21 protein-coding genes, 1 pseudogene and 1 riboswitch are annotated in these 23,976 nt (G+C 36.7%); of the genes and pseudogenes, 2 read left to right on the top strand and 20 right to left on the bottom strand.

All coding sequences use genetic code 11. The features are described from left to right. Positions 1 to 3: 3 nt before the first annotated feature. From IC621_RS20970 to gabT, 16 genes are all read right to left on the bottom strand, one after another. On the bottom strand, positions 4 to 1,116 hold the full coding sequence (locus IC621_RS20970; RefSeq protein WP_191161110.1) for a nitroreductase family protein: 1,113 nt from the start codon (positions 1,114 to 1,116) through the stop codon (positions 4 to 6). Positions 1,117 to 1,127: 11 nt separating this feature from the next. After that, positions 1,128 to 2,435: a flippase gene (locus IC621_RS20965; protein ID WP_191161108.1), complete on the bottom strand. Its 1,308-nt coding sequence runs from the start codon at positions 2,433 to 2,435 to the stop codon at positions 1,128 to 1,130. A 19-nt stretch (positions 2,436 to 2,454) separates the two neighbouring features. Beyond that, entirely contained in the window at positions 2,455 to 3,141 is a 687-nt protein-coding gene (locus tag IC621_RS20960; RefSeq protein WP_191161106.1) for a sugar transferase, read from the bottom strand. 18 nt (positions 3,142 to 3,159) lie between these two features. After that, positions 3,160 to 4,041: a UTP--glucose-1-phosphate uridylyltransferase GalU gene (galU, locus tag IC621_RS20955; protein ID WP_191161104.1), complete on the bottom strand. Its 882-nt coding sequence runs from the start codon at positions 4,039 to 4,041 to the stop codon at positions 3,160 to 3,162. Between the two features lie 21 nt (positions 4,042 to 4,062). Continuing rightward, complete coding sequence (locus IC621_RS20950; RefSeq protein ID WP_191161102.1) at positions 4,063 to 5,391, bottom strand: UDP-glucose dehydrogenase family protein; 1,329 nt, start codon at positions 5,389 to 5,391, stop codon at positions 4,063 to 4,065. Between the two features lie 315 nt (positions 5,392 to 5,706). Further along, positions 5,707 to 6,465 carry a tyrosine-protein phosphatase gene (locus IC621_RS20945; RefSeq protein ID WP_191161100.1) on the bottom strand — a complete coding sequence of 253 codons (759 nt, stop codon included), beginning with the start codon at positions 6,463 to 6,465 and terminating at the stop codon, positions 5,707 to 5,709. 101 nt (positions 6,466 to 6,566) lie between these two features. Further along, positions 6,567 to 7,271, bottom strand: a complete 705-nt coding sequence (locus IC621_RS20940) for a CpsD/CapB family tyrosine-protein kinase (RefSeq protein WP_191161098.1) — start codon at positions 7,269 to 7,271, stop codon at positions 6,567 to 6,569. Beyond that, positions 7,261 to 8,007 carry a YveK family protein gene (locus tag IC621_RS20935; protein WP_191161096.1) on the bottom strand — a complete coding sequence of 249 codons (747 nt, stop codon included), beginning with the start codon at positions 8,005 to 8,007 and terminating at the stop codon, positions 7,261 to 7,263. Before IC621_RS20935 ends, IC621_RS20940 begins: the two co-directional genes overlap by 11 nt. Positions 8,008 to 8,257: 250 nt before the next feature. Then, positions 8,258 to 8,392, bottom strand: coding sequence for a hypothetical protein (locus tag IC621_RS26930; RefSeq protein WP_263576006.1), 135 nt, complete (start codon positions 8,390 to 8,392; stop codon positions 8,258 to 8,260). Positions 8,393 to 8,414: 22 nt separating this feature from the next. Next, a riboswitch (cyclic di-GMP riboswitch) is annotated at positions 8,415 to 8,510 on the bottom strand. Between the two features lie 357 nt (positions 8,511 to 8,867). Continuing rightward, positions 8,868 to 9,026, bottom strand: coding sequence for a CHRD domain-containing protein (locus IC621_RS26640; RefSeq protein WP_191161095.1), 159 nt, complete (start codon positions 9,024 to 9,026; stop codon positions 8,868 to 8,870). A 310-nt stretch (positions 9,027 to 9,336) separates the two neighbouring features. Next, on the bottom strand, positions 9,337 to 9,933 hold the full coding sequence (locus tag IC621_RS20925; RefSeq protein WP_191161187.1) for a TetR/AcrR family transcriptional regulator: 597 nt from the start codon (positions 9,931 to 9,933) through the stop codon (positions 9,337 to 9,339). A gap of 8 nt (positions 9,934 to 9,941) precedes the next feature. After that, positions 9,942 to 10,691, bottom strand: a complete 750-nt coding sequence (locus tag IC621_RS20920; protein ID WP_191161093.1) for an alpha/beta fold hydrolase — start codon at positions 10,689 to 10,691, stop codon at positions 9,942 to 9,944. A gap of 446 nt (positions 10,692 to 11,137) precedes the next feature. After that, complete coding sequence (locus tag IC621_RS20915; protein ID WP_191161091.1) at positions 11,138 to 11,425, bottom strand: DUF2500 family protein; 288 nt, start codon at positions 11,423 to 11,425, stop codon at positions 11,138 to 11,140. An 889-nt stretch (positions 11,426 to 12,314) separates the two neighbouring features. After that, positions 12,315 to 13,706, bottom strand: a complete 1,392-nt coding sequence (locus IC621_RS20910; protein WP_191161089.1) for an NAD-dependent succinate-semialdehyde dehydrogenase — start codon at positions 13,704 to 13,706, stop codon at positions 12,315 to 12,317. Further along, entirely contained in the window at positions 13,690 to 15,072 is a 1,383-nt protein-coding gene (locus IC621_RS20905; protein ID WP_191161086.1) for an APC family permease, read from the bottom strand. Before IC621_RS20905 ends, IC621_RS20910 begins: the two co-directional genes overlap by 17 nt. 25 nt (positions 15,073 to 15,097) lie before the next feature. After that, the gene (gene gabT, locus IC621_RS20900; RefSeq protein ID WP_318153101.1) at positions 15,098 to 16,405 is read right to left on the bottom strand and encodes a 4-aminobutyrate--2-oxoglutarate transaminase; all 1,308 of its coding nucleotides are present in this window, start codon (positions 16,403 to 16,405) and stop codon (positions 15,098 to 15,100) included. 121 nt (positions 16,406 to 16,526) lie between these two features. Here gabT and gabR point away from each other — a divergent pair, with 121 nt between their 5' ends. Further along, positions 16,527 to 17,939, top strand: coding sequence for a MocR-like transcriptional regulator GabR (gabR, locus tag IC621_RS20895; protein WP_191161083.1), 1,413 nt, complete (start codon positions 16,527 to 16,529; stop codon positions 17,937 to 17,939). A 242-nt stretch (positions 17,940 to 18,181) separates the two neighbouring features. Here gabR and IC621_RS20890 read toward each other — a convergent pair. Further along, positions 18,182 to 18,424, bottom strand: a pseudogene (locus IC621_RS20890) (GNAT family N-acetyltransferase); the annotation flags it as partial. Between the two features lie 26 nt (positions 18,425 to 18,450). Here IC621_RS20890 and IC621_RS20885 point away from each other — a divergent pair. Continuing rightward, entirely contained in the window at positions 18,451 to 18,783 is a 333-nt protein-coding gene (locus tag IC621_RS20885; protein WP_191161081.1) for a proton-conducting transporter transmembrane domain-containing protein, read from the top strand. 363 nt (positions 18,784 to 19,146) lie between these two features. Here the strand turns inward: IC621_RS20885 and IC621_RS20880 are convergent, their stop codons facing one another. The 3 genes from IC621_RS20880 to IC621_RS20870 all read right to left on the bottom strand — a co-directional run bounded on the left by IC621_RS20880 (position 19,147) and on the right by IC621_RS20870 (position 23,107). Continuing rightward, positions 19,147 to 20,139, bottom strand: coding sequence for a LacI family DNA-binding transcriptional regulator (locus IC621_RS20880; protein WP_191161079.1), 993 nt, complete (start codon positions 20,137 to 20,139; stop codon positions 19,147 to 19,149). Between the two features lie 123 nt (positions 20,140 to 20,262). After that, positions 20,263 to 21,309, bottom strand: coding sequence for a Gfo/Idh/MocA family oxidoreductase (locus IC621_RS20875; protein WP_224752702.1), 1,047 nt, complete (start codon positions 21,307 to 21,309; stop codon positions 20,263 to 20,265). A gap of 70 nt (positions 21,310 to 21,379) precedes the next feature. Beyond that, entirely contained in the window at positions 21,380 to 23,107 is a 1,728-nt protein-coding gene (locus tag IC621_RS20870) for a solute:sodium symporter family transporter (protein ID WP_191161077.1), read from the bottom strand. Positions 23,108 to 23,976: the final 869 nt, after the last annotated feature.

The raw sequence follows: 23,976 nt of genomic DNA, 5'->3' as shown, positions 1-23,976 counted from the left end.
AATTTATACCTCATCCACATTAAGATTAAATGTTCTAAATTCATCTATGTCTTTCTTTCGTGAAAAAGCTACTTTTGCATCCTCATCTGGGTATCCTACAGCAATAAACATAATTACTCTCTCATATTTCTTAGTTCTAATTATTTTTTCTAGTTCTTTTTCTTTTTTTTCAATATCTGGCCAATTTAACGGACAAGAACTTAATCCTTGAACTTCTAATCCATACAGAAATGGCATAATAGATAATGATGAATCTATATATATTAGATGACGGTCCCGTTCAAATGGATAAGCTGTTAAGTCACCAATAACAGCTACTAAAGTAGGTATATTGTGATAAAAACCAGCAGTACCTGATGGAATCTTAGCAATTTTTTTTACTAATTCAGGATCATCGAAGATTTGATACCTAAATGGTTGTCTATTACATGCACTTGGTGCTTGAAGTCCTATTTCAATAGCATAATCTATAGCTTGTCTAGGTACAGGTTTATCCTCAAACCACCTAACAGAACGCCTTATAATAGATAGTTCTTTTAATTGTTCTAATGTAATTACCATCTGCTTTTCTAGATTCCTCTTATACGGTATAAATTTATTACTATTATTAATCTTATTTTTTATCTTCAATTCATTATATCTTTTTTTCTCTTTATCAATTGATGGATGACTCCCAACTACTCGAAAGTACTCTTTTAACACATCATTTGCCCATTTTAATTGAGTATTACTAATACTTGAATCATTTTTATCCAGTAAGTAATCAAAGCTATTCATTGTTTCATTAATAAATCTAGCAGCAAAAACATCTTTTCTTGGACGCATTAACAATCCTTTTTCAATTCGATGAATGTTTCTTCTCAGTAAATAATCATTGTTTCGTTTATTTAAGATATCTCCAAAATGAACCATCTTTCCATTAATAACTGAATACTGTTCTCTTTTAAATTCACTAGAAAATAGATAATAAATAGATGTTAAAATACGATTTTTCGAAAAAAGTTTAAGGAATATATAGGTCAATCGAAATTTCATTTGTTCAACCTGAACCATGATGTCATCAAGTTGATTTTCTTTAATAAGTTTTAATACTAAAAGTTTTGCTTGAGCTCTCAATGCATTAAACCTCATTTCATTTTGAAAATATACCTAACAGGTGTAAAAAAAGCTTTTGACATCATAAAACCTACATTCATTGTATTTTTTGATAAAAAACAGAAAATAAATGTTGAAAATGAATATGCTATTACAGTTGCAAATGCAGCACCCATACCACCATAGTTTGGAATCAATATGGTATTTAGCACAACGTTAACAATAACACCAAGCCCATGACTTAATAGAGAAAATATTAATAATTCTTCAATAATTAACCATTTACTTAGGAGTGCTCTCATAAAAACAAAAACTGAAGCCCAAATATGGATTATTAAAATATCCGCTGACCTTAAATATTCAACCCCAAATAGTAATCTAATAATATGTGGTGAAATAATCGTTACGATCACCGACAAGGATAGACCAAGAATGAACATTAAATCAAATAATTTTTGTAATTTCTTATTATACTTTTCCCTATCTTCTCTCAGGAGAACTAACTGTGGGAAGATAGAAGCAATAATTGCATTTGGAATGAAATACCACACCTCAGATACCCTTGCCGCTGCAGAATATATCCCTAATTCTTTAGCACCCACCATTTTCTGAAGCATTAATTGGTCAACTTTAAGGTATAAAACTGCAGCTATTCCTGAAAAAATTAAAGGCCAAGATCTTTTTAATAAGTTTAACCCTATTCTAATATCAAACTTCCATTTCATAGAGACACTAGACTTTTTATAATAGAATAATAAAAGAAATACAGTTAGGATTATTTCTAATGTTTGGGCAATTGCAAAATAGTATAATGGTGCGTTTATAAAAATTAAACTAAGTTGTATTATTGAAACTAATAATAACGCAATGTTTCTTGCAAAAACCGTATATTTTGATATGATATTTGCCTGATTATATAAATCAATTACTTCTAATGGTTTAAATAATAGTGAAATTCCAACCAATAAAGTTACAAGCATTATCTCCTTTGTTTCTAAAAAATATAAAGATACTATTAGGACAAGGAAGCCAAGCACACTTGCTAAAGATTTAAGATAAAACGTTGTACCAAGGATTAAGTTTGTATTCTTATTGTTTTTAACCATCTCTTTTACAACAAGGCCTGATAAACCAAGATCTAATAGAGATGTAAGTATAAAAACAAAAGCTATTGCGAAATTTAACACTCCGAAATTTTCAGGTCCCAAGTATCTTGCAATTATGGCAAACACAAAAAAATTCAGGACCATTTTAAATAACTTTTCAAAAAATAACCAGCCTATATTACTATATACTTTCTTATTTAGATTGAGTTTTTTTAATAAAGTAACTGAAGTCACGTGTTCTTCACCCTAAATTTTAATATGCCCCATTTTTATTAATACCAGAAAGTACAATTATTGTTTTAAAGATTAATTTTATATCAAAAGAAATACTTCTGTTTTTTATATAATATAAATCAAGTTCTACCATTTGTTGAAAAGTTAAGTTACTTCTACCACTAACTTGCCATAAACCAGTACATCCTGGCATTACTAGTAATCTTTGTTTATCATAATTTGAATATTCTGCTACTTCTCTAGGAAGAGGTGGTCTAGGACCTACTAAACTCATGTCGCCTTTTAATACATTTAAAAGTTGGGGTAATTCGTCAATACTTGTTTTACGTATAAATTTTCCAATTGTTGTAATCCTGGGGTCATCTTTCATTTTAAACATAGCACCTGATACTTCGTTGTATTTTATTAATTCTTGTAATTTATCTTCTGCATTTACAACCATAGATCTGAATTTATACATTTTGAACTCTTTCCCATCTTTCCCAACTCTTTTTTGCGAAAAAAAGATGGGTCCCTTAGGATCTTCAAGTTTAATTACAATTGCAACAATAAAAAATATTAAACTTAATATGACTAAACCCAACATTGCACCTGTAATATCCAAAGATCTCTTGGAAAAATTATATATGGTTCTCTGCTTTTCAACTTCTATGGTGAGTTCTTCTGTAGATGTATTTATTGAATCATGATTTGCAAAATTAGACATTTCATTCTCTCTCCTCACCTACAAACGTACTTTTTCATTCTCTACTAGTTTCCCCATTAGTTCTAGAAGTTGTTCCTTCAGGTCTTCATGCTTTAATGCAAATTCAATTGTCGTTTGAATGAAGCCAAACTTTTCTCCAACATCATAACGAATCCCTTCAAAGTCGTAGGCATAGACAGCTTGTTCTTCATTTAAGTTCTGAATGGCATCCGTTAACTGAATTTCTCCGCCAGCACCCGTTTCTTGATTTTCTAATAGATCAAAGATTTCAGGTGTTAAAACGTATCGACCCATAATGGCTAATTTAGATGGTGCAGTCCCTTTCGCAGGCTTTTCGACAAATCGATTCACTTTATGGAGGTTACCGTCTTTTTCTAACGGATCTATGATTCCATAGCGATGAGTCTGATCATCGCCGACTGTTTGTACACCAATTACAGAAGATCCTGTTTTTTCATATTCATTAATGAGCTGCTTTAAACAAGGTGTTTCAGCTTCTACAATGTCATCCCCCAGTAATACAGCAAACGGCTCATCCCCAATAAATTTTCTTGCACACCAAACCGCATGCCCTAGCCCTTTTGGCTCCTTTTGACGAATATAATGTAGATTAATTTTCGATGATTGTTTCACTTTTTCTAAAAGTTCATACTTCCCTTTTTCAATCAAATTCTGTTCAAGTTCAAAGTTATGATCAAAATGATCTTCGATTGCACGCTTCCCTTTACCTGTTACGATAATGATGTCTTCTATTCCTGACTCAATTGCTTCTTCAATAATATATTGAATCGTTGGCTTGTCCACAATTGGCAGCATTTCTTTTGGCATGGCCTTTGTAGCAGGTAAAAAACGTGTACCTAGACCTGCTGCTGGAATAATCGCTTTTCTTACTTTTTTCATTCTATTAAATCCCCCTTTGTATCATCCAACATTAACTAATTTACTATTTTTAACAGATGGTCTACCCATTGAATGATATTCCACATGATAGTTTTCAACGATTTTAGGATCATAACAATTTCGACCATCAAATATGACTGACTGTTTCATATTTTCTTCAAAAGTACCTATTTCTAAGTCTTTGAATTCATTCCATTCGGTTAAAATTAATGCAACATCTGCATCTTTTAAAGCCTCAGTTGTATTCGATACATAATGAACCTTTGAATCTATTACTTTTTTCGCATTCTCCATTGCAACTGGATCATATGCTGCAACATTTGCTCCTTTTTCAATCAAATGTTTCGTAATGACAATAGATGCAGCTTCTCTCATATCATCTGTATTTGGTTTAAATGCTAATCCTAAAACGGCAACTTTCTTACCTTCTAAGCTTTCAAATCGTTCATTTAATTTATTTAGTAAGATCTCTTGTTGCTTTCGATTAACATGGATAACACCTTTTAATAATTCAAAATCATATTCTACATTGCCCGCAATTTGCACAAGTGCCTTTGTATCTTTAGGGAAACAAGACCCTCCGTAACCAATTCCAGCATTCAAGAATTGGGAGCCAATTCGGTTATCCTGTCCCATTCCGTTCGCTACTGCTTCTACATTGGCTCCCACTTTTTCACAAATATTTGAAATCTCATTAATAAAGCTAATCTTAGTTGCAAGAAATGCATTTGCAGCATATTTAATCATTTCTGCACTGCGAATATCTGTTTTAAATACAGGTATCCCAAAAGGTTTATTAATTTCTTCTATTCTATTTGCGGCATCTTCATTGTCTGCTCCAACTACAATTCTATCGCCGTTAAAAGAGTCGTAAATTGCTGCACCTTCACGTAAAAATTCAGGATTTGAAACAATGTCCACTTTCACATTATGAACAAGGTTCCTTTCAATTACTTTTTTGATCCAATCATTTGTTCCCACTGGGACTGTACTTTTCGTAACAACGATGACATCACGTTCAACATTAGCTGCAATATCCTTGCCAACTTGTTCAACAAATGAAAGGTTAGCCGAGCCATCTTCTTTTTCTGGAGTACCAACTGCAATATAGATTACTTCAACCCCTGAAAACCCTTCTTTATGATTTGTTGTGAAAAATAATCGTTTCTCTTGAATATTTTTTTTCATTAGTTCATCAAGACCTGGTTCATAGATCGGAGATTGACCCGACCGCATTTTATTAACTTTATCTTGGTCGATATCAATACAAGTTACAGTATGTCCAATCTCAGATAAACAAGTACCTGTCACCAAGCCAACATACCCAGTACCAACTACCGTAATTTTCATATTTCTTCCCCTTTTCTTATGAATTAATTGATAAGTTAAAAGTTACTTTTAAATGTCTAATGAAAAAGTACATGTAACATATACTCTTTCGTTAGACATTTATTAAGAATTACTTCTGTTTTTATTGAATCGGTTGGAATAAAAATACGTCTACCGTAGTTTTGAACAACCGTTAGCTAGTAATTTAACAGTAAATAAGGGCATCTAACCCATCCTCACACCACACTTTTGACGACTCCGCGTCTAAGGCTATTAACCCACAGTGCAGCCGAGTGCCTCCATTGATAGTGGTAAGGAGACATCACCCGAACTTTTTTAAAAGATTCCTAAGAACTTCTTTTTCTTTACTTTCATTGGATCTTCACGATAAATCGTATGCTTATTTACTAGAAGCTCACTGTTTTCTTGAAAGTAGTAAATGACACTGTTTCCAAACTCTTTTTTTACTTCTTGCAGTCCTGCTTGCATTTGGAAATTTCTGTTTCCAGTGTTGTGTGCGTCTGATGCAATAAAATGGACTAGGTTTGCCTCAATCAGCTGCATCGATAGTTTCTTTGCTTTCTTGCCAAATCCGCCAGCTGCACTTGCTGCTGTAAGCTGAGATAACGCGCCTTTTTTTACGAGCTTAAATAGTAAATCAGGGTTTTCACTGATTTCACTATTTCTTTCTGGGTGGGCAATGATCGGTGTGATTCCTTTTAACCCTAAGTCAAATATGAGTTGTTCTGCATATCTTGGAACATGATTGGACGGAAATTCTATTAATAGATAATTAGATTGTACAAGAGTGAGCAAGTCACTTCGTTCTTTCGCTATTTCTCCGAATATTCTTACTTCTTGACCTGGCAGGACGGTTAAAGGGATTTTATTCTCTATGAAAAGGTGGTTTAATTGATCAACCTTTTCCAATACTAGTTGCTTCTCATTTTCCCAGCGACCGTTCCGATGATGAGGAGTAGCGATTATTTGTGTGATTCCCTCTTCAACCGCTTGCTTTGCCATTTCGATACTCTCTTCTATACTTTTCGCTCCATCATCAACATCCGGGAGAATATGACTGTGTATGTCTATCATTTGGAATCCCCTTTTAGGTAGAAAATCTTACAAAAATCCATTTTTTTGGATGTATAAGGCAAAAAAAGATCAAAGAAAGGAGGGAGCAGCCGGGATCCGACTTATTTCCCACCATAGTAGTAATAGTATGAGTGATCTTTTACTTTCTTACCATTTAGTATGACACCTAATAGCTTGCTTTTAGAGGAGTTCAACGCTTCTTTTGCCTTTATTGCCCCTTCTCGATCGGTCTTTCCGCTTGCCACAACAAGGATCGAACCATTTGTGTGATTCCCTAATATTTGCGCATCTGCTAGAGCCAATAAAGGTGGTGAATCAAAGAGAACGAGATCATAATGCTCATAGGCTTCTAAAATAAACTCCTCCATCGCTTTTGAAGACAGCAGCTCTGCTGGATTTGGCGGGATTGGACCGCTTGTCAGCACGTGTAAGTTTTCTACTTCACTGACTTGAGCTGCCTCATCCAGGCTAACCTGCTTCATTAATACGGATGTTAAGCCTTGATAGTTTTCGAGTCTAAACGTGTATTGAACCGTTGGTTTTCTTAAATCCGCATCCACAAGTAATACTTTTTTTCCCTGCTGGGCAAATACAACAGCCAGGTTTGCAGCAGTCGTTGATTTCCCTTCTCCAGGTCCTGCAGATGTGACAAGGATGGAGCGTATATAGGAATCCACTGAAGAGAATTGAATATTTGTCCTAACCGTTCGGAATTGCTCTGAGATCGGGGACTTCGGCTGATTAATCGTAATTAGGTTACGATTATTTGCTTTAAATTGTTTTTTGCCATATTGTTTACGCACCAAACGATTCTCCTCTCACTGTGCCTTTCTTTGCTGATTGTGCTTGTTTGCCTTGATTATTCTCTTGATTAAATTCGGTGATCGTCCCTAAAACTGGTAATTCAAGCAGATTCTCGATTTCTTGCTCATCCTTTATCGTTGTATCCAAGTATTCTAATAAGAAAGCAAGTCCAACACCTGCCATTAACCCAACCACAAAGGCAATTGCCATGTTTAGAACTGGTTTTGGCTCAATAGGTGATGGGTTTTCTCCCAGCTGTGCCTCGGATAACACTTTTACGTTATCAATGTTCATAATTTCCTTAACCTGCGCTTCGAAAACCGTTGCCGTTGTGTTCGCTATGTTTGCTGCTTTTTGCGGATCTTCATCCTCTACACGGATATTCACTACTTGGGATTCATTTTCACTTGATACGGTAATCTTTTCATTTAATGCGCCAACTGACTCTTCTAATTTCAATTCTTCTATGACTAGCTCCAAAATGGCCGGGCTTTTTATAATAACATTATAAGTATTAATTAATTGCAGATTGGATTGAATTTGGCCAGGATTATTGAGAAGCTGTTCACTGTTTGATTGATTGACAAGGATTTGCGTAGAAGATTGATAGATTGGTGTGATTAGGAAATAACTGACGATACCACTCGCCATCGTGGCGATCGCTGTGATCATCACAATCAGAGCTAACCGTTTGCGCAACGTTTGGAATAGTTCCTTTAGGCTAATAGTTTCTTCCATTTTGACCTCCATGTGTATATTTTCTACTATAATATGTAACTTATAATATTTCGGTAAATTTCTGCTTTGCTCAACAAAAAACCGAACCTTTTTCCTTTGAATATCTATTATTATACATCTTTTGATAAAGATTTCTAGTTATTTTACAAATTCTTTACAAGACTACGACAAATAGAGTACCAAAGAACCGGTACTCGTGTCCATATGTATTTCATTTAAATTACAAAATTGATAGGTCTTTTGTAATTGTTTACATTAAATTGATCAAATAGGTAATCCCGCCGCCAAACAACACGGCTAGTACAGGAAATAAAATCATCATCGCTTTTTTATTTCTCTCCCTGCGGTCTTCAATTTCCTCAGGTGTTAAAAATTCTCTCTTCAATTTCAGTGAGCCCCTCTCTTCACTCGATAGCTGTTTGGCATTATGAAGGATCAACCAATCACTTTAGCCCCTTTAGCTTTGCGCCAGTGTTTTTTAGGCACCTTTGCGTTTGTCGAATGTATAGTTCTAATGTCATTGATGTTCGACATTTAACATCACACCTGTATTATCGGAAACTCTTTACAATAGTTTAACAATATCTACCCCCACAAAAAGCCGAAATGCTAAAACATGCGGTTTATGCAGAGGTTAGATCAAAGGTTATAAGAATATCTTACTATTTCTTATTTTTTGATTCCGCCATATGTGCGTAGATATAAAAAGGACTAGTACCAGGTTGTTTAATACTATTCTTGGTATTTTAATCATGCATAAATACTATTTTTCCCCTGTCTCAGCTGATTTACTGTCTTTTTTGGAGGATCGTCTTACTTCTTCTTGAGCCATCCTCTTAATAAACTAATAGTGTAGAAATTTAAATTGGTACAATTTGACCTCTAATTTCACCTGCTGGATTTTGCTCAGTATGAGCATTAACATAAGTTAATTCTTGTTCCATAAATTTCAATAAATCTTCTACAGTTTTTATACCAACGTTATTTTCTACAATATCGTCATCCTTGACTCCTCCCACAGCTGAAGCAGTGGGATTCTCACCATATCTAGTTTTTCAGCCGTGCGGCATATCCATTGGCATGCCTTTTCCAAGAAGAATGGGCCCCGCTTTCGTTCTGCCGAATCGGCCTGTGCTTCACACCCCATGAACTGTCATTCATAACGCATGCAAGAGTATTGACAGGATGGTTTTAGGAAACGTGGTTCCGTCATTCCCATCCTCCGTTGTAAAGTTAAAGTTATAAATCAAGTAAAACTTCATGTCTTTCACGCTGCAAAGCGTTTATAACAGAACTTGTCGCGCGCGCCCTATCATTTATAAAGCTTTTTTAAATGGAAAGTGAGTTACAAAACTCTTCAACGATCTGCTTTTTTATTTCTTCTATGGGAAACTGCTGTGGATAAGTAGATATCATCAACATGATCCCTTGAAGCGTGGATGAAAAGTATAACGACCGTTTCCGCGCTTCCCTTGCTCCTAGCTTTTCAAATATCTCACATTGAAACTCAAACTGTCTGGCGTTCTCTTCAATAAGAAAACGACTGTATTTGATCAGCTCATGATCTGCTTCAGGTTGCGTTTGCAGGTGGAGATAGAAACGGAATACTTCCGGCTTCTTGTAGACATTATCGATAGCGCCCTCTATAATATGCTTGAGCTGTTCCGCTGGGGTCTCAATCGCCTTTGCTTGATCCATGACTTCAACCATTTCCCCCACCCTCGCGTCAACCATTGTCGCCAGGAGTTCTTCTTTCCCTTTAAAATAATTGTAAAGCAGGCCTTTAGATATGCCAGCCTGTTCGGCAATGTCGCTAATGGAAGTCGCATGATATCCCTGCTTGATGAACAATTCCATTGCAGCTTTATGAATACTCTCTTTGGCTAACTGCCGAATACGCTCATTCTCTTGTGGTGTTCTTGGCATGGCAATCATCATTCCTCCAAAAATTCCATAATATGACGATACAATTCCTCGGGGTGAGTTAACGTAACCATATGATCTGCACCAGAAATTTCAACTATTCCAGCGTCTGATTGCTTTCGAAAGTAGTCAGCGACACGAAGGTTATCGGGTAATTCCTCCGTACCAATCATAAATAAAGTTTTAACAGTCAACTCACCCAGTCTTTCGGCTGCAGGAGGATTCGGCCAAATCATTTCAAAAGCTGGCCAATTAAATGTCCGTTTGATATGGTGTCGAAGCATTTGTTCAGTCAGCTCCTTGTGGGGACTAGCCTGGACAACACGATACGACGGTGCACTTTGTGAAACCTCAATCATTTTGTCTATGTCTGGTGTGGCCGCACTTACTTTATTCATGTATTCTACAAACTCCGATGAATAGTTAAACCCTGTCAATGCCGGTGCGATTAAAACCAATTCCGATACGTATTCAGGATACTCTAATGAAAAGTCTGTTGCAATCTGTCCCCCCATAGAATGTCCGATCAATGTGGCCTTATGAATGTTCAGATGGTCAAGGAGCCCCTTCAAATCTTCCACACAATTAACATCTCCTACTGGATCCGGTGATTTCCCGGCTCCATGTCCGTCAAAACTAACAACCATGTGATGTTTTGCTAAAAGTGGCGCAACAAATGTCCAGTCTCGTGAATCAGCGCCACCACTGTGAAGAAGAACGACAGGGTGCCCGTTACCATTAACCTCGTAATACAAATCCATTGAAATCCCTCCATGCATTTTTTGAGTATTTAACTTTATTTTATTGTTGAATGAACGTTTAGTCAATAAAAAAAACGATCCTTCACAATATGGCCGATACATAAAAAAGAGAGCAATCCTTGCTCCAAACAGACGCTGTCGACTTTCGTCAGCCGAACTAATACGGGAAATTCTTACGCCTTTTTGCCAAGCTTATAACAACCATCATCCATACTAATTCAAGTGCTATTTGACTAAGAGAGCCCTTCGAGACGTTACTCTATCATTTGACTCTTTGATATAATCCTTTAAATCCAGAAGGAATTGTCTAACTTTTTTATGGGTAATGATGTAGCCATTCCCAAGTTAGGTTAGAAACGTTTCGTGCAACAAAATGGCCCTATACAAAAAGACACATTACTCGATTAATGCGCCGATCGTTTTGTAAGAAATAGGATACACAGCTGTTAAAGAAAAGTCTCGAAAGTAACAAAATATCTTGTATGAGTGCTTGAAGAATGATGGTGATGGTTGTCTTGTTGATGATGCACATTTGCCCTTCTGGAGACATCTGCTCGTTTTGATTTAACTTTAGCTGGCACTCTTAGTTTCGGAGACTTCTCATTTTTGTGCCACTGACCAATCCCTTTGAAAACTGAAAATAAAATACTGCCGATCACTATCACAAAAATAATCCCAATAAAAATAGGGACGATTTGAAACATAGGATCTTCCATAAAAAATGGGTCTGACATGCAAACACTCCTTCCGTTACATCTTTTATTCCTACACGAGTAAAAATATGAAAAGTTTCATAAAGTAGATATGCTAAAGTTTTTTATATTTCTGTATAGGTATTTCTTCTTTAATTAAAGGGTCATTAGCTCAATATGCTTTGCTCCATTAAATAGCCCTTTTCATGAAGAAAGACACTTTCCTTATTTCAGAAAAGCGTCTGATTGCGGAAGATCGTAATAAGACTTAATTCTTACTATTTACATTGCTTAATACTATCTTTTTCAGAAATTTCTTTGTATTTTAACCTTTCGATTTTAACACCGTATTCGGGAGTATCCGTCAAAAAGTATTGATTTTATCATAATCACTATAATGATGCCCGTCGTAGTTTTAAGTACTTGCATAAACTTTTGTCTATATAGGTCACCTTCTATTCTTTCGATTTTATCTATTTTTGGACACAAGAAAAAATCTGAGTAAGGTTTGTCAAGGTAGGAATAGTACCGAGTAAAGTTTCTCCAAGTAACTCTTCTATGGTTGGTCCATCAACTTCATGTTTCCAGCCTACAAGAATCCAATCATAAAGCTCTTGTGACTTTATTCGAATTTTTTTCTTATTTGTAGCTTTCAAAAGTTTGGTCAAAAGGATACTACTAAACCTTATATAGTAGAAAACAAAAAAGAATCCATTTGGAAATAAGATTAATCAAAATGGATTCTTTTTTGTGAATGGTATGTGTAATTTTTTTAAAAAAGTTCGATCAAACTATTTTATAACCATGATATAACAATGTTTCCTTAATATTTATCCTTCTAAAACGGTTAAACTTTTTTATAAGCGGGTGCGACTTTATTCAAAACATCGCAACTAAACATCGTGACTTTATTTCAAATTCCCATTAGAAACTATAAGTTTCCGATAGATAGAAATTTTGTTTCTAGGTATGGCTCAATGCCTTCAATGCCGCCTTCACGCCCAAGACCGCTTTCTTTCATACCGCCAAATGGTACATGAGCAGCAGATGGAGCGCCGTCATTCCAACCGACGATACCAAAGTCCAGATGATCATGCAGGTAAGTTCCCGTTTTATAATTATTTGTGAAGAAATAAGCTGCAAGACCGTATGGAGTGCTGTTCGCAATTTCCACAGCTTCTTCAAGCTCTTTAAAACTGATAAGCGGTGCGACCGGCCCAAACGTTTCTTCGTGCATGATCTTCATATTTAAATTGACATTTTTTAAAACGGTTGGATATACAAAGAAATACCCTTTTTCTTTATTTGTATTATATTCATTCCCTACTAGAGCTTCGGCACCTTTTTCAAGGGCATCGTTAATTTGCACAACAATTTTCTCATAGCCTTTTTCATTAATAATAGGTCCAATATGAGTGTCCTCTTCTAGTCCATTGCCCACTTTTAATTTTCTTACTTCCTTAGTCAATTTGGCAGAGAACTCTTCGATCACATTTTCATGTACAATGATACGGTTTGCACACACACAAGTTTGTCCAGCATTTCGGAACTTTGATGCAATCGTCTGACTGACAGCAATATCCAAATCAGCGTCTTCAGCAATAATAAGAGGTGCATGACCGCCTAATTCCATTGTGACATGCTTTACAGTATGGGCACTATTTTTGATTAAGGATTTTCCTACAGGAGTAGAACCAGTAAATGTAATTTTACGAACATATTCACTGCTTGTGAACAGCTCACCTACTTCTTTTCCATCGCCAATGACATATTGAATCGCATCAGCTGGAATTCCAATTTCGTATGCGAGTTCTATTAATTTGATTGTCGTTAATGGAGTGTCCTCTGCAGGCTTTACAATGAATGTACATCCAGCTGCTAAAGCAGGCGCAGCCTTTCTCGTCATCATCGCTGCAGGGAAATTCCATGGAGTAATTGCAGCAACTAACCCAATCGGCTGCTTGCTGACAATAATTCGTTTTGTTTCAGTAGCAGCAGGGATTGTGCGTCCATAGATACGTTTAGCTTCCTCTGCATACCAATCAATATAGCTTGTCGCATAATCAACTTCACCCAATGATTCTTTAAGGGGCTTTCCGTTTTCCAGTGTCATTATTTCTGCAATCTCTGTTTTATGCTCCTGGATTTTATCTGACCATTTTTTTAATAATCTTGAGCGTTCATGCGCGTTCACTTTGGACCATTTCTTAAAGCTTTCATGCCCATTTTTCAGTGCTTGTTGTATCTCATCGTTAGAGTTAATCCTTACTTCTGAAATTAATTCACCAGTCGAAGGGTTATTTATTTTAAAAGTTTTCGGCATTCTTTTGCACCTCATTCCTGCTTTCTCTGGTACGCGTGATATATAAGAAGAATCCGATTAAGCACCAGCTTCCTAAAATAATCCATTCCATCGGCCAGACAAGTGCTGAGGGCATGCCAGGCAAGTAGAAGATTACAAATACGATGCTTAAAATTACTGCCAGCGTACCAACAGTCTTCCAATTTTTAACTTTATAAGGACGTTCCAAATTCGGCTCTGTTTTTCTCAGCCTTAAAAAAGCAAGAGAAACAATGAGATAACCGACGACAATTCCAACCCCTCCTGCATCTACAATCCATACTAGAGCAGGCCTGCCTAAAAATGGCGCAACAAAAGCCAGAAGACCTAGGAAAAGGATGGCATTTGTCGGTGTTTTATGTTTAGGATGAATAAATCCAAACCATTGCGGAATCATATTTCGAATCGCCATCGCATAAAGAATGCGGCTTCCGCCAATGATAAATGCATTCCAGCTCGTCACGATACCAGCTACTCCCCCTAAGACCAGAAGAGTTCCAAACCATTGACTGCCAAATAAATTCACCATGGCATCAGCTGTAGCTAATTGTGAAACAGCCATCTGCTCTTTAGTTAACCCGGTTGAAACACCAAAGACAACTAATAAATAAAAGATGACCGAAGTAATAATGGAGATAATTAAAATGCGGCCAATGATTTTTGGAGGTGCTTTAATTTCCGACGCGACCTGCGGAATAACATCAAAGCCTACAAATAGGAATGGAATCATGACTAATACGGAGATGGTACCCACAATTCCATCTACAAATAACGGCTGAAGATTTGCTGTATTCCCATTATTAAAAGCACCAAATACTAATAGCAAGCCAACTGCGACAATGGCAACTGTAAAAACAGATTGAAAAATAGCTGCAGGCTTAATTCCAAGGTAATTTAAAGCAGTTAAGAGAATAGCACCAATAGATCCGATCAAAGCCCAGGTTAAGTATACATCCCAGCCGCCGAGTGTCCAGAGATATACTTTGTGTTCCACGGGGAATATATAATCGACAACCGTAGGCAATGCGACCGCTTCAAACGTAATAACGGAAACATACCCAAACAAAACGGCCCAGGCAGCAATAAATGAAGTTTTCTTCCCATAAGCCCTCAGGACGAAGACAAGTCCACCGCCCGCTTTAGGTATGGCTGATGCCAGTTCAGCATAGGTTAAGCCAATAAAAATAACTAACAAGCCGCCAATCAGGAAGGCAATCACACTTCCTAAAAATCCTGCTTTTGATATCCATTCACCCGAAAGCACAACCCATCCCCAGCCGAGCATCGCGCCCATGGCCAGGAATAGGACATCAATCTTAGACATTGATTTAGAGAAGTTTCCCCCCATACTTGCACCCCCTTTAAATAATTTTTTATTCAAATGCTTTTTCTAAAATTGCAAGTCCTTTTGATAATTCTTCGTCAGTAATTACTAACGGCGCTAGGAAGCGAACGACGTTGCTTTTCAATCCAGCAGAAAGAAGCAAAAGGCCGTTTTTGTTTGCATATTTAACGATTTCAGCTGCTTTCGTTTTATTCGGTTCTTTGCTTGCACGATCCTCAACCATTTCCACTGCAACCATTGCGCCTAAGCGGCGGATATCTCCAATATAATCATGCTTTTCAGCAAGCTCTTTTAATTTGACTTCAAATTTTTGCCCAAGGATTTCAGATTTTTCAACTAAATTTTCCTCTTCCATAATATCAATCACAGCTAATGCAGCAGCACAAGCAACCGGACTTCCTGCATACGTGCCGCCTAATTCACCTGGGTCTGCAACATTTAAGATTTCCGTTCTGCCTACAACACCGCTTAATGGCAGACCTGCAGCTAATGATTTTGAGACAGTGATTAAATCAGGTGTTACATCATAGTGGTCGATCGCGAATAACTTTCCTGTACGGCCAAATCCAGTTTGAATTTCATCTGCCACAAACACAATTCCGTGTTCTTTACAGAATTCGCTTACTGCTTGAACAAACTTCTTCGGAGGTATGATAAATCCGCCCTCCCCTTGAACTGGCTCCATCACCACACAAGCAACCGTCTCTGGAGCTACTGTCGCGAGGAAAAAGTCTTTAAATTCTTCAATCTTCATGTCAATATAAGCTTCATCTGTCATTTCGCTTGGCTTGTGATACATATATGGGAATGGCGCTTGGTAGATTTCCGGAGCGAAAGGACCGAAACCAAACTTATATGGCTTTACTTTACTTGTCATTCCCATTGTTAAATTCGTCCTTCCATGATACCCGCGGACAAATGAAACAACCGCTTGGCGGCCTGTATAACGACGTGAGATTTTAATCGCATTTTCAACCGCTTCCGCACCTGAGTTAAAGAAAATCGTTTGCTTGTCAAAATCACCAGGTGTGATTTGGCATAATTTTTCTGCAAGAGTAATGTATCCTTCGTACATCATTACATTGAACCCGGGATGCAAAAATCTTTCCACTTGTTCTTTTACAGATGCTGTTACTTTTGGATGGCTATGGCCCACATTCAAGGTTCCGATTGCACCAGCAAAATCAATCCATTCGTTTCCATCAATATCTATTATGGTCGCACCTGTAGCTTTTTGTGCAATATTTAAATTCCCGTTACTGACACCTTTAGGAACATATTTTTTTCTTTTTTCTTGTAAGTCTTTAGTCGTTAAAAAGGATGTTGTCATTTTTATCCCCCTCGTTATTTTATAATTTTAAATAATTTGAATATAATGATATTCTGACATCACTTTGGTATAATGAAAAGTACCAAAAGGGGGAAAATGATGGTACCAGAGAATATGAGGGATAAATATGATTTATTTAACGCTTGATAAAAATGCAAAAACGAATTATATCTATCAGCAGATTTACGAGGGAATCAAGGAGTACATCTTACTGGGCAGGCTAAAGCCTGGCGAGAAGCTTCCACCAAAAAGAACATTGGCCCGGCAATTAAAAGTCAGCATGAACTCCGTTATGACCGCATATGACCAGCTGCTTACAGAGGGATATATCTATACGACCGAAAGAAAAGGGTACTTTGTTGAAAAAATTACGCAGTTTATCAACCAGGGAGACGCAATTGAATCTTCATTGCCTAGTGACCTAAAGGAAAGCATTGTCGATAAGGAAGAATGGCTTTCCCTTTCTCACATGACTTCAAATATTTCTCTTTTTCCTTTTAAAAAATGGTTTAGGTGCCAGCAAAAAACAATTGACCACCACCAACGGGAACTGTCAGAAATTATCCATCCTCAAGGCCCTTATATTGTAAGAAAAACCATTTGTCGTTTAATTGCCTTAACGCGCGGGGTGATTTGCGAACCCGAGCAAATTGTTATTGGAGCAGGCACGATGTCATTAATACGCCAGCTAATGGATATGCGGGACAGGAATACAGTCATAGCAATGGAGGATCCTGGTTACTCCCGGTTATATCATTTACTAAAGAGCATGGAATTTGATGTTCATCCTGTAAAAATAGATGAAAAAGGAATTAGCATAAAAGAAATTGAAGCTGCCAAAGCAAATTTTGTGTTTGTGACGCCATCACACCAATTTCCGACTGGTAAAATCATGCCAATTTCAAGACGGATTGAACTGTTAAATTGGTCGACTTATACTGAAGACCGGTATATAGTCGAGGATGATTATGATAGTGAATTTAAGTATGAAACTGATAATATTCCCTCTTTACAAAGCTTAGACAGAAATCAACGCGTCATTTATACGGGAACTTTTTCAAAAACAATGCTGCCTGGGATACGTATTAGTTATATGGTATTACCGCCCGGTCTATTGAGAGAATATCGGCGCCATTATCAACATTTAATTCAGTCCAGCAATACCATCAATCTTTTCACATTGCATTATTTTATCAAAAATGGCGAATACCATCGGCATGTGAAACGAATGAATCATCATTATGAAACAAAACGAAAAATCTTAATAAACGAGCTGATTGGACGTTTTAAAGATAATATTCAGATTGAGGATATACCTGCGGGACTTCACTTCTATGCTCATTTTAGAAGCAATAAAGACTATGAAGAAATCGAAGAAAGAGCAAAACAGGAAAAACTGGAAATCTACACAATGAAACGATTCATGCTAAACAACATATATAAGCACCAAAACATCATCGAACTAGTAATCGGATTCGCAAGCATACCAGAAGACAAGATTGCAGAAGCGGTAGACCGCCTATACCGGGCAATGTCTTAGGGGTATACAAGGGGCTGGTCCTTGTGCTTTCTGAAACGAATTCATATTGGATTCAGTTACCCTCTTGTCTCTCTTTGTCTCAATGATTATGTCATGTAAAATAAGAATGCTATTAAGAAGAAGCTGATGTAGCTTTGTAATAAAGTTGGGGCAAAAGGATATTTCTAGACCTTATATAGCAGAAAACAAAAAGAATCCATTTTGAAATAAGATTGATCAAAATGGATTCTTTTCTGTGAATGTTATGTGCAATTTTTATAAAAAAGTTCGATCAAAATATTTTCATTCCATTCTTCTGCCAACATCCCATAAACAACATGGTCAACATAATGATCATACAGCCATTCTGCTTGTCTAATACACCCTTCGTTTACAAACCCCAATCTTTCGGGAATACCCCTACTATTCTTATTTTCAACAGCAGCTCTAATTTCCACTTTGTTTATGTGTAACTCATTAAAAGCATAATCAGTCAAAGCTTTTGCAACTCTCGAAAGTGGGAGTATATGTAATGAGCGTCTTGCTGTCTGGGATCAATATTTTGGCATATGCTGGTCTTATATCGGCTTTGTTTGGAATGGTAATGGCCTTAAGGCAAAACCAGGTTCGTAAATTATTAAGCTATCCCATTATCATCCAGGTTGGTTATATGATTATGGGTATTAGTATGGGAACTGTAGATGGAATAGCAGGAGCTATTTTTCACCTAGTTAATCACATTTTATATAAAACTGTATTATTTATGGCAGTGGGAGTGGTTATTTATACAACAGGGAAGGAGCATCTTGAAAACTTAGGAGTCATGGGCAGAAAACTTCCCGTCACTTCATTCGCAGCTCATTGATGACCATGTATGTGATATTGGTACCGCGAACTTTGATAAACGGAGTTTATATTTAAATGATAAGATGAATTGCTTAATTTATGATTAAGACTTTACTCAGCATATTAAGAATTTAATTTATGAAGATCTTCATCGCTCTGAGCTCTTAACATATGCCACTTATAAAAAGCGCTCATACTGGCAACGAACTAAAGAGGTTGTCGCAACACTCGTATCACACTTTTTATAGGGTTCTACTGTTCAAACCGTATGAAAAGGATCCCGAACTTTAGTAATGTAATAGTATGACTAAAGTCGGGCTCCAGATTGTCTATATTGTGTTGGGATCGTGTACTACCAGTTTAATTTTGAAAGATCTAATCGTTATGTTGTTCCTCTCACAATCAAATCAGGATTATATAGGATTCGTTCTTTCGAAGATTTGCCTTCCTTGATTTCTTCGATAAGAATATCAACTATTTTTTTCCCCATCAGTGCAATAGGTTGGGCAACCGTTGTTAGTCCTGGTACAGTAGTTGTAGCCAAAATTGTATTATCAAATCCTATAATCGCTAAATCTTTAGGAATTTCCAGCCCTCTTTCTTTTGCACCTTGAATGACACCAATCGCAAGCTGATCATTACAAGCAAATATTGCTGTTGGTGGGTCGATGTCTGTCCGACTAAATAACTCTTCAAAAACTTTCTTCCCACTTGGAATCGATGCATTTGTACGTAAAATGTACTCTTCTTTACATTCGACTCCATATGCCTCATGCGCCTCTCGATAGCCATAAATACGCAAAATACTGCTGTGTGCATTTTCAGCAATGATCGCTATTTTTCGATGACCATTTGAAAAATGATAGGATATTGCCTCATAACCGCCTTTAAAGTCATCTACAGAAACCTTCGAAACATCAAGCGAAGGATCATCTTGTGTGAGCATGACAAGCGGGATGTTATTTTTAATCAGTTCTTGTAACAAACTCTTGTCATGAAAACTGGAAGCTACGATAAAACCGTCCACTTGCTTTCGTTGCAATAACTCTACATATTTCATTTCTTTCTCCGCATTTTCGTCTGTGCTGCACATGATCACACTCATTCCACGCTCATGTGCACGATCCTCAATTGTTCGAGCCATCTCGGAGAAAAAAGGATTAGATATATCAGGTACCAACAACCCAAGTGTTTCCGTTTTTTTCCCCATTAACGCAGACGCCATTACACTAGGTTGATAATTCATCTGTTTCATTGTCTCTTTTACTTTCTGTCTCGTGGATTCCCGCATATTACCAGTGTTATTAATGACTTTAGAGACTGTAGCGATTGATACTCCTGCTTTTTTTGCTACATCGTAAATTGTTACTTTCATGCCATTTGCCTCACTTATCCTAGTTCACAATTTATTATCTTCTTTTAATAGGGTATCATATAATTTGCATCATGTACCTTTCAAAGATCGTAAATGTAAAACCTACCAAAGGCAACCTACGCTTTAATTCGTAACAAGTTGTTCATCCTGCAAGTTCACCAATTGACGTGTTTCGAATGATTTTTTACAAGCATAGCCTAATTTTGTTGATTCTACTCCGTCTTGTACAGTAACGGCTGGCTTACGTTTCTCTAAAATGCAATTTATAAATTCTTCTACTTCGCTTAAATATGCTTGTTCGAAGCGCTCTAAGAAACCATCATAACATTCTTTGACCGCACCATTTTCCTGTAGCAAGACAATTTGATTGCGCTCAGGAAGTGTACCAATTCTGATACTTCCCTTTGTTCCAATAATTTCTGTTTCAATATGATAACCATGTGCACAATTTCGTCCCGCAACAAAAATACCGATTGCATTATTTTCAAAGCGGACCATTGCTACACCAGTTTCAGCATCTTGAATCTCTTCAAATTCAGGACGGGCATAGCCGCCGCCAATTGCCCATACTTCTTGTGCTTCCGTGGCCATGTACCAACGCGCTAAATCCAAGTCATGAATAGACATGTCTAAGAAAAGCCCGCCGCTATAATTCGCTTTTGCAAATTTCAAAAAATTATCCATTTGGCTCGCTGGATCTAATCCATAACAACGAATCAAGATCGGATCTCCGATGTCTCCATTGTCAATTTTTTGTTTAGCAGCAGCATAAGACTTATCATATCTGCGCATAAATCCCAGCATAAACACTTTATCTAAGTGTGCATCAACAACTTTTTGTACTTCTAGTGCTTCTTCTAAGTATAATCCCAGTGGTTTTTCACTAAAAACATGGAATCCGGCTTGAAGCGCTTTTGTTATTTGTTCGCAATGAAAACCAGATGGTGATGCAATAAAAATAGCATCCAATTCCTTGTTCTTTAGCATCTCATCGTAATTTGTGTAGCTATAAGGGATCCCCCATTTTTCTTGAACCTCTTTTACCTCATCTTCTACTACACTGCATACTGCAGTAAGCTCACAATTTGGAATCCGAAAAGCAATATTTTCCGCGTGCTGACATCCTAATCGCCCAAGCCCGACAATTCCTACCTTTACCTTTTTCACCATTTCCTTTCACACCTTTCATTTCTTTTATTTAATTTCTGGAGATTCATTTTTTGTTTCTTTTTTCTACCGATTAGGAGACATTATTTATTTTTTTCGATTCATTGAAGTCAAATCTTCTTTCGGTTCTGCGCCAGAACCAGAATATCCCGCCGATAAGCAGGATAACTGCCAATAAAAAGACAAATGACCAAGGTGAATAAGCTACATTTACCTCTGCTACACCAATCGGTGAGAAAAATGCATAGACACCAATCATCACTGCCATGATAAAAATCGAAAAGGCTTTAGCATACTTCCACGGCTTCATATCAACGACATTCGCATCATGTAATTCAAAAGGTGTCCCTCTAGGTTTTAACCTTCCGACAATAACCATTACTAATATGTTAATTGGGAATAAGACGGATAAAATATAAAGGAAGTTAATATGGCCGAGCACCACCTTTGATAGCGTATACAAAATAACGTGAACAACAATGGCGATTTTCGGTGCACTTGCCGGAACTCGCTTACTGAAAAATCCAACAACAACCATTGCAAGAATTGGTAAACTATAGAATCCGAACATTTCCTGCAAATAAGCGTACAGCCCAGAAGGTGCAAAAATAATAAATGGTGCAACAACCACTGAAACCGCTGCCAAAATTGCGGAAAATATTCTTCCTGCTTTAACAAGTTCCTTTTCCTTTGCTTTGGGTTTAAAAATCGGCTTATAAATATCTAATGTAAACAATGTAATCGAAGCATTCAGAGCATTATTAAACGAACTCATGATTGCCCCAAATAACACTGCTGCCAAAAACCCTGATAAGGCAACTGGCAAGACTTCTACAACAAGTGAAGGATATGCCATGTCTGGATTTGCAATCGTATTTCCATACAGAAAATAAGCAATGATACCAGGTAGGGCTAAGAAGGTGACACCAAATACTTTAAACAACCCGGCGTACAGTACACCTTTTTGTCCTTCAGCTAAGTTTTTAGCACCTAAACTTCGTTGGATAATTGTTTGGTTCGTAGTCCAATAAAATAAGTTGTTAAATAACATTCCTGTTAACAATACCGACCATGGTACAGACGATGAATGGTTACCAATCGCATTCAATTTCGCAGGGTTTGCGGTCAACAGCTTATCAAGACCATCTGCTAAATTTCCTCCGCCAAGAGCAATTAATGCTAAAATTGGAATAAGCAAGCCGCCAATCACTAACCCAATTCCATTTATGGTATCACTCATTGCAGTCGCTTTAAGTCCACCTAAAATGACATACCCACATCCAATAACACCTATTGCAACAGATATTAATAAAACGATCATAAATGGACTCATATTTGTAATCGAAGTTAACGAAAAAATACTGTCAAGTACTAATGCACCTGAATAAAGGACAGTCGGCAAATAGGCTACAGCATAGCCTAATATAAATAAGACCGAAATGATCTGTCTTGTTCTCAAGTCATACCGTTGTTCTAGAAAATCCGGAATCGTCGTAATCCCTGTTTTCAAATACCTTGGTAAAAAGACAAAAGCCATAAAAATCAAGGCTATCGGCGCCGATACTTCCCAAGCCATGACAACCAGCGACTCACCAAAGGCCTGTCCGTTCAATCCTATGATTTGTTCAGTGGATAAGTTTGTCAAGATGATCGAACTCGCTATTACTACACCTGTCAAACTTCTTCCTCCAAGAAAATATCCGTCTGAACTAGTTAAATCAGTCCCTTTTGTTTTGTACCATGAAAACCACATCACAAAGACAGTGTAAATCAGAAAAGTTGTAAAAATCACCCAAATCATACGTAGCCCTCCCACTTGTTTTTTTACTCCATAAAGAATAAGCCTGCTAAACTACGACATATCTTTAAGCACTCACTTATTTACACTTTCTCTAATAATTAAGGAAAGCGCTTAATTTTTTCTTTTCAAAAAATAAAATGTTTCCTCTATTACTCTTCTTTATTCCTATCCTCCCCCTAAAGGAAAGCGCTTAACAAAAGCATAAACTGTTATTCTATATAAATCAAGTCTTTTTATTATTTCAATAGTTAGTAAATTCTTTTGAAAGTTAGCTATAGTTGTAAGAAAATCTTTAAAAGTTGCAAAAAACACTTTTACTGATAAGCGTCCGATTGTAGAATAACAAAAACGTATTCTTTTTTATGAATGCTCATACTTTATATTAAAAAATAAAAAACACCTTCCTATTAAATCGAAAGGTATCCACAAAATATTCATAGCCTTATCTATGTTTTAACTCCTCAAAATTTTTGCATGTAACAAGGAAATAACCACTTAGAAATATTAAAAAATGGAGAAAATCCTAGCCCTTCAAAAACAGGTTCACCTATAAGTGTGCAAAGAAATGAGTAGAGAATGGCTTTTAAAATAGGAGAAATATTTGGTTTTATTTGCACAAAAATAAGAAAAGTAATAGGAAGAAGACTTAAATCCCAAGGGTACGAAAGGTGGCAAGAACTGCAGTGGTTCATATCGGTAATCCCAATTCTGCTCCAAAAGAATCCAAGAACATCGAAATGAACATGATAAAAAATAGCCCATATAACAAAAACTAAAATGTACCCTTTGTAAAGGACATTTAAAAAAAGCCTAGGCAGCTTTAAGAAGATGATCTCTGTATTGAACAGGGGTCATCTTTTTTAAATTCC

The organism is Metabacillus arenae (genome assembly GCF_014773385.1).
Taxonomy (GTDB): domain Bacteria; phylum Bacillota; class Bacilli; order Bacillales; family Bacillaceae; genus Metabacillus_D; species Metabacillus_D arenae.
The sequence above is the reverse complement of the archived record's forward strand: the minus strand, read 5'-3'. Positions and strand labels throughout refer to the sequence as shown.

Excerpts from the sequence above, each read along its gene's own strand:
- IC621_RS20960 (WP_191161106.1), bottom strand. The coding sequence starts at position 3,141 with ATGTCTAATTTTGCAAATCATGATTCAATAAATACATCTACAGAAGAA.
- galU (WP_191161104.1), bottom strand. The coding sequence starts at position 4,041 with ATGAAAAAAGTAAGAAAAGCGATTATTCCAGCAGCAGGTCTAGGTACA.
- IC621_RS20950 (WP_191161102.1), bottom strand. The coding sequence starts at position 5,391 with ATGAAAATTACGGTAGTTGGTACTGGGTATGTTGGCTTGGTGACAGGT.
- IC621_RS20945 (WP_191161100.1), bottom strand. The coding sequence starts at position 6,465 with ATGATAGACATACACAGTCATATTCTCCCGGATGTTGATGATGGAGCG.
- IC621_RS20935 (WP_191161096.1), bottom strand. The coding sequence starts at position 8,007 with ATGGAAGAAACTATTAGCCTAAAGGAACTATTCCAAACGTTGCGCAAA.
- IC621_RS20925 (WP_191161187.1), bottom strand. The coding sequence starts at position 9,933 with ATGCCAAGAACACCACAAGAGAATGAGCGTATTCGGCAGTTAGCCAAA.
- IC621_RS20920 (WP_191161093.1), bottom strand. The coding sequence starts at position 10,691 with ATGGATTTGTATTACGAGGTTAATGGTAACGGGCACCCTGTCGTTCTT.
- IC621_RS20915 (WP_191161091.1), bottom strand. The coding sequence starts at position 11,425 with ATGTCAGACCCATTTTTTATGGAAGATCCTATGTTTCAAATCGTCCCT.
- IC621_RS20910 (WP_191161089.1), bottom strand. The coding sequence starts at position 13,706 with ATGCCGAAAACTTTTAAAATAAATAACCCTTCGACTGGTGAATTAATT.
- IC621_RS20905 (WP_191161086.1), bottom strand. The coding sequence starts at position 15,072 with ATGGGGGGAAACTTCTCTAAATCAATGTCTAAGATTGATGTCCTATTC.
- gabR (WP_191161083.1), top strand. The coding sequence starts at position 16,527 with ATGATTTATTTAACGCTTGATAAAAATGCAAAAACGAATTATATCTAT.
- IC621_RS20885 (WP_191161081.1), top strand. The coding sequence starts at position 18,451 with ATGAGCGTCTTGCTGTCTGGGATCAATATTTTGGCATATGCTGGTCTT.
- IC621_RS20880 (WP_191161079.1), bottom strand. The coding sequence starts at position 20,139 with ATGAAAGTAACAATTTACGATGTAGCAAAAAAAGCAGGAGTATCAATC.
- IC621_RS20875 (WP_224752702.1), bottom strand. The coding sequence starts at position 21,309 with ATGGTGAAAAAGGTAAAGGTAGGAATTGTCGGGCTTGGGCGATTAGGA.
- IC621_RS20870 (WP_191161077.1), bottom strand. The coding sequence starts at position 23,107 with ATGATTTGGGTGATTTTTACAACTTTTCTGATTTACACTGTCTTTGTG.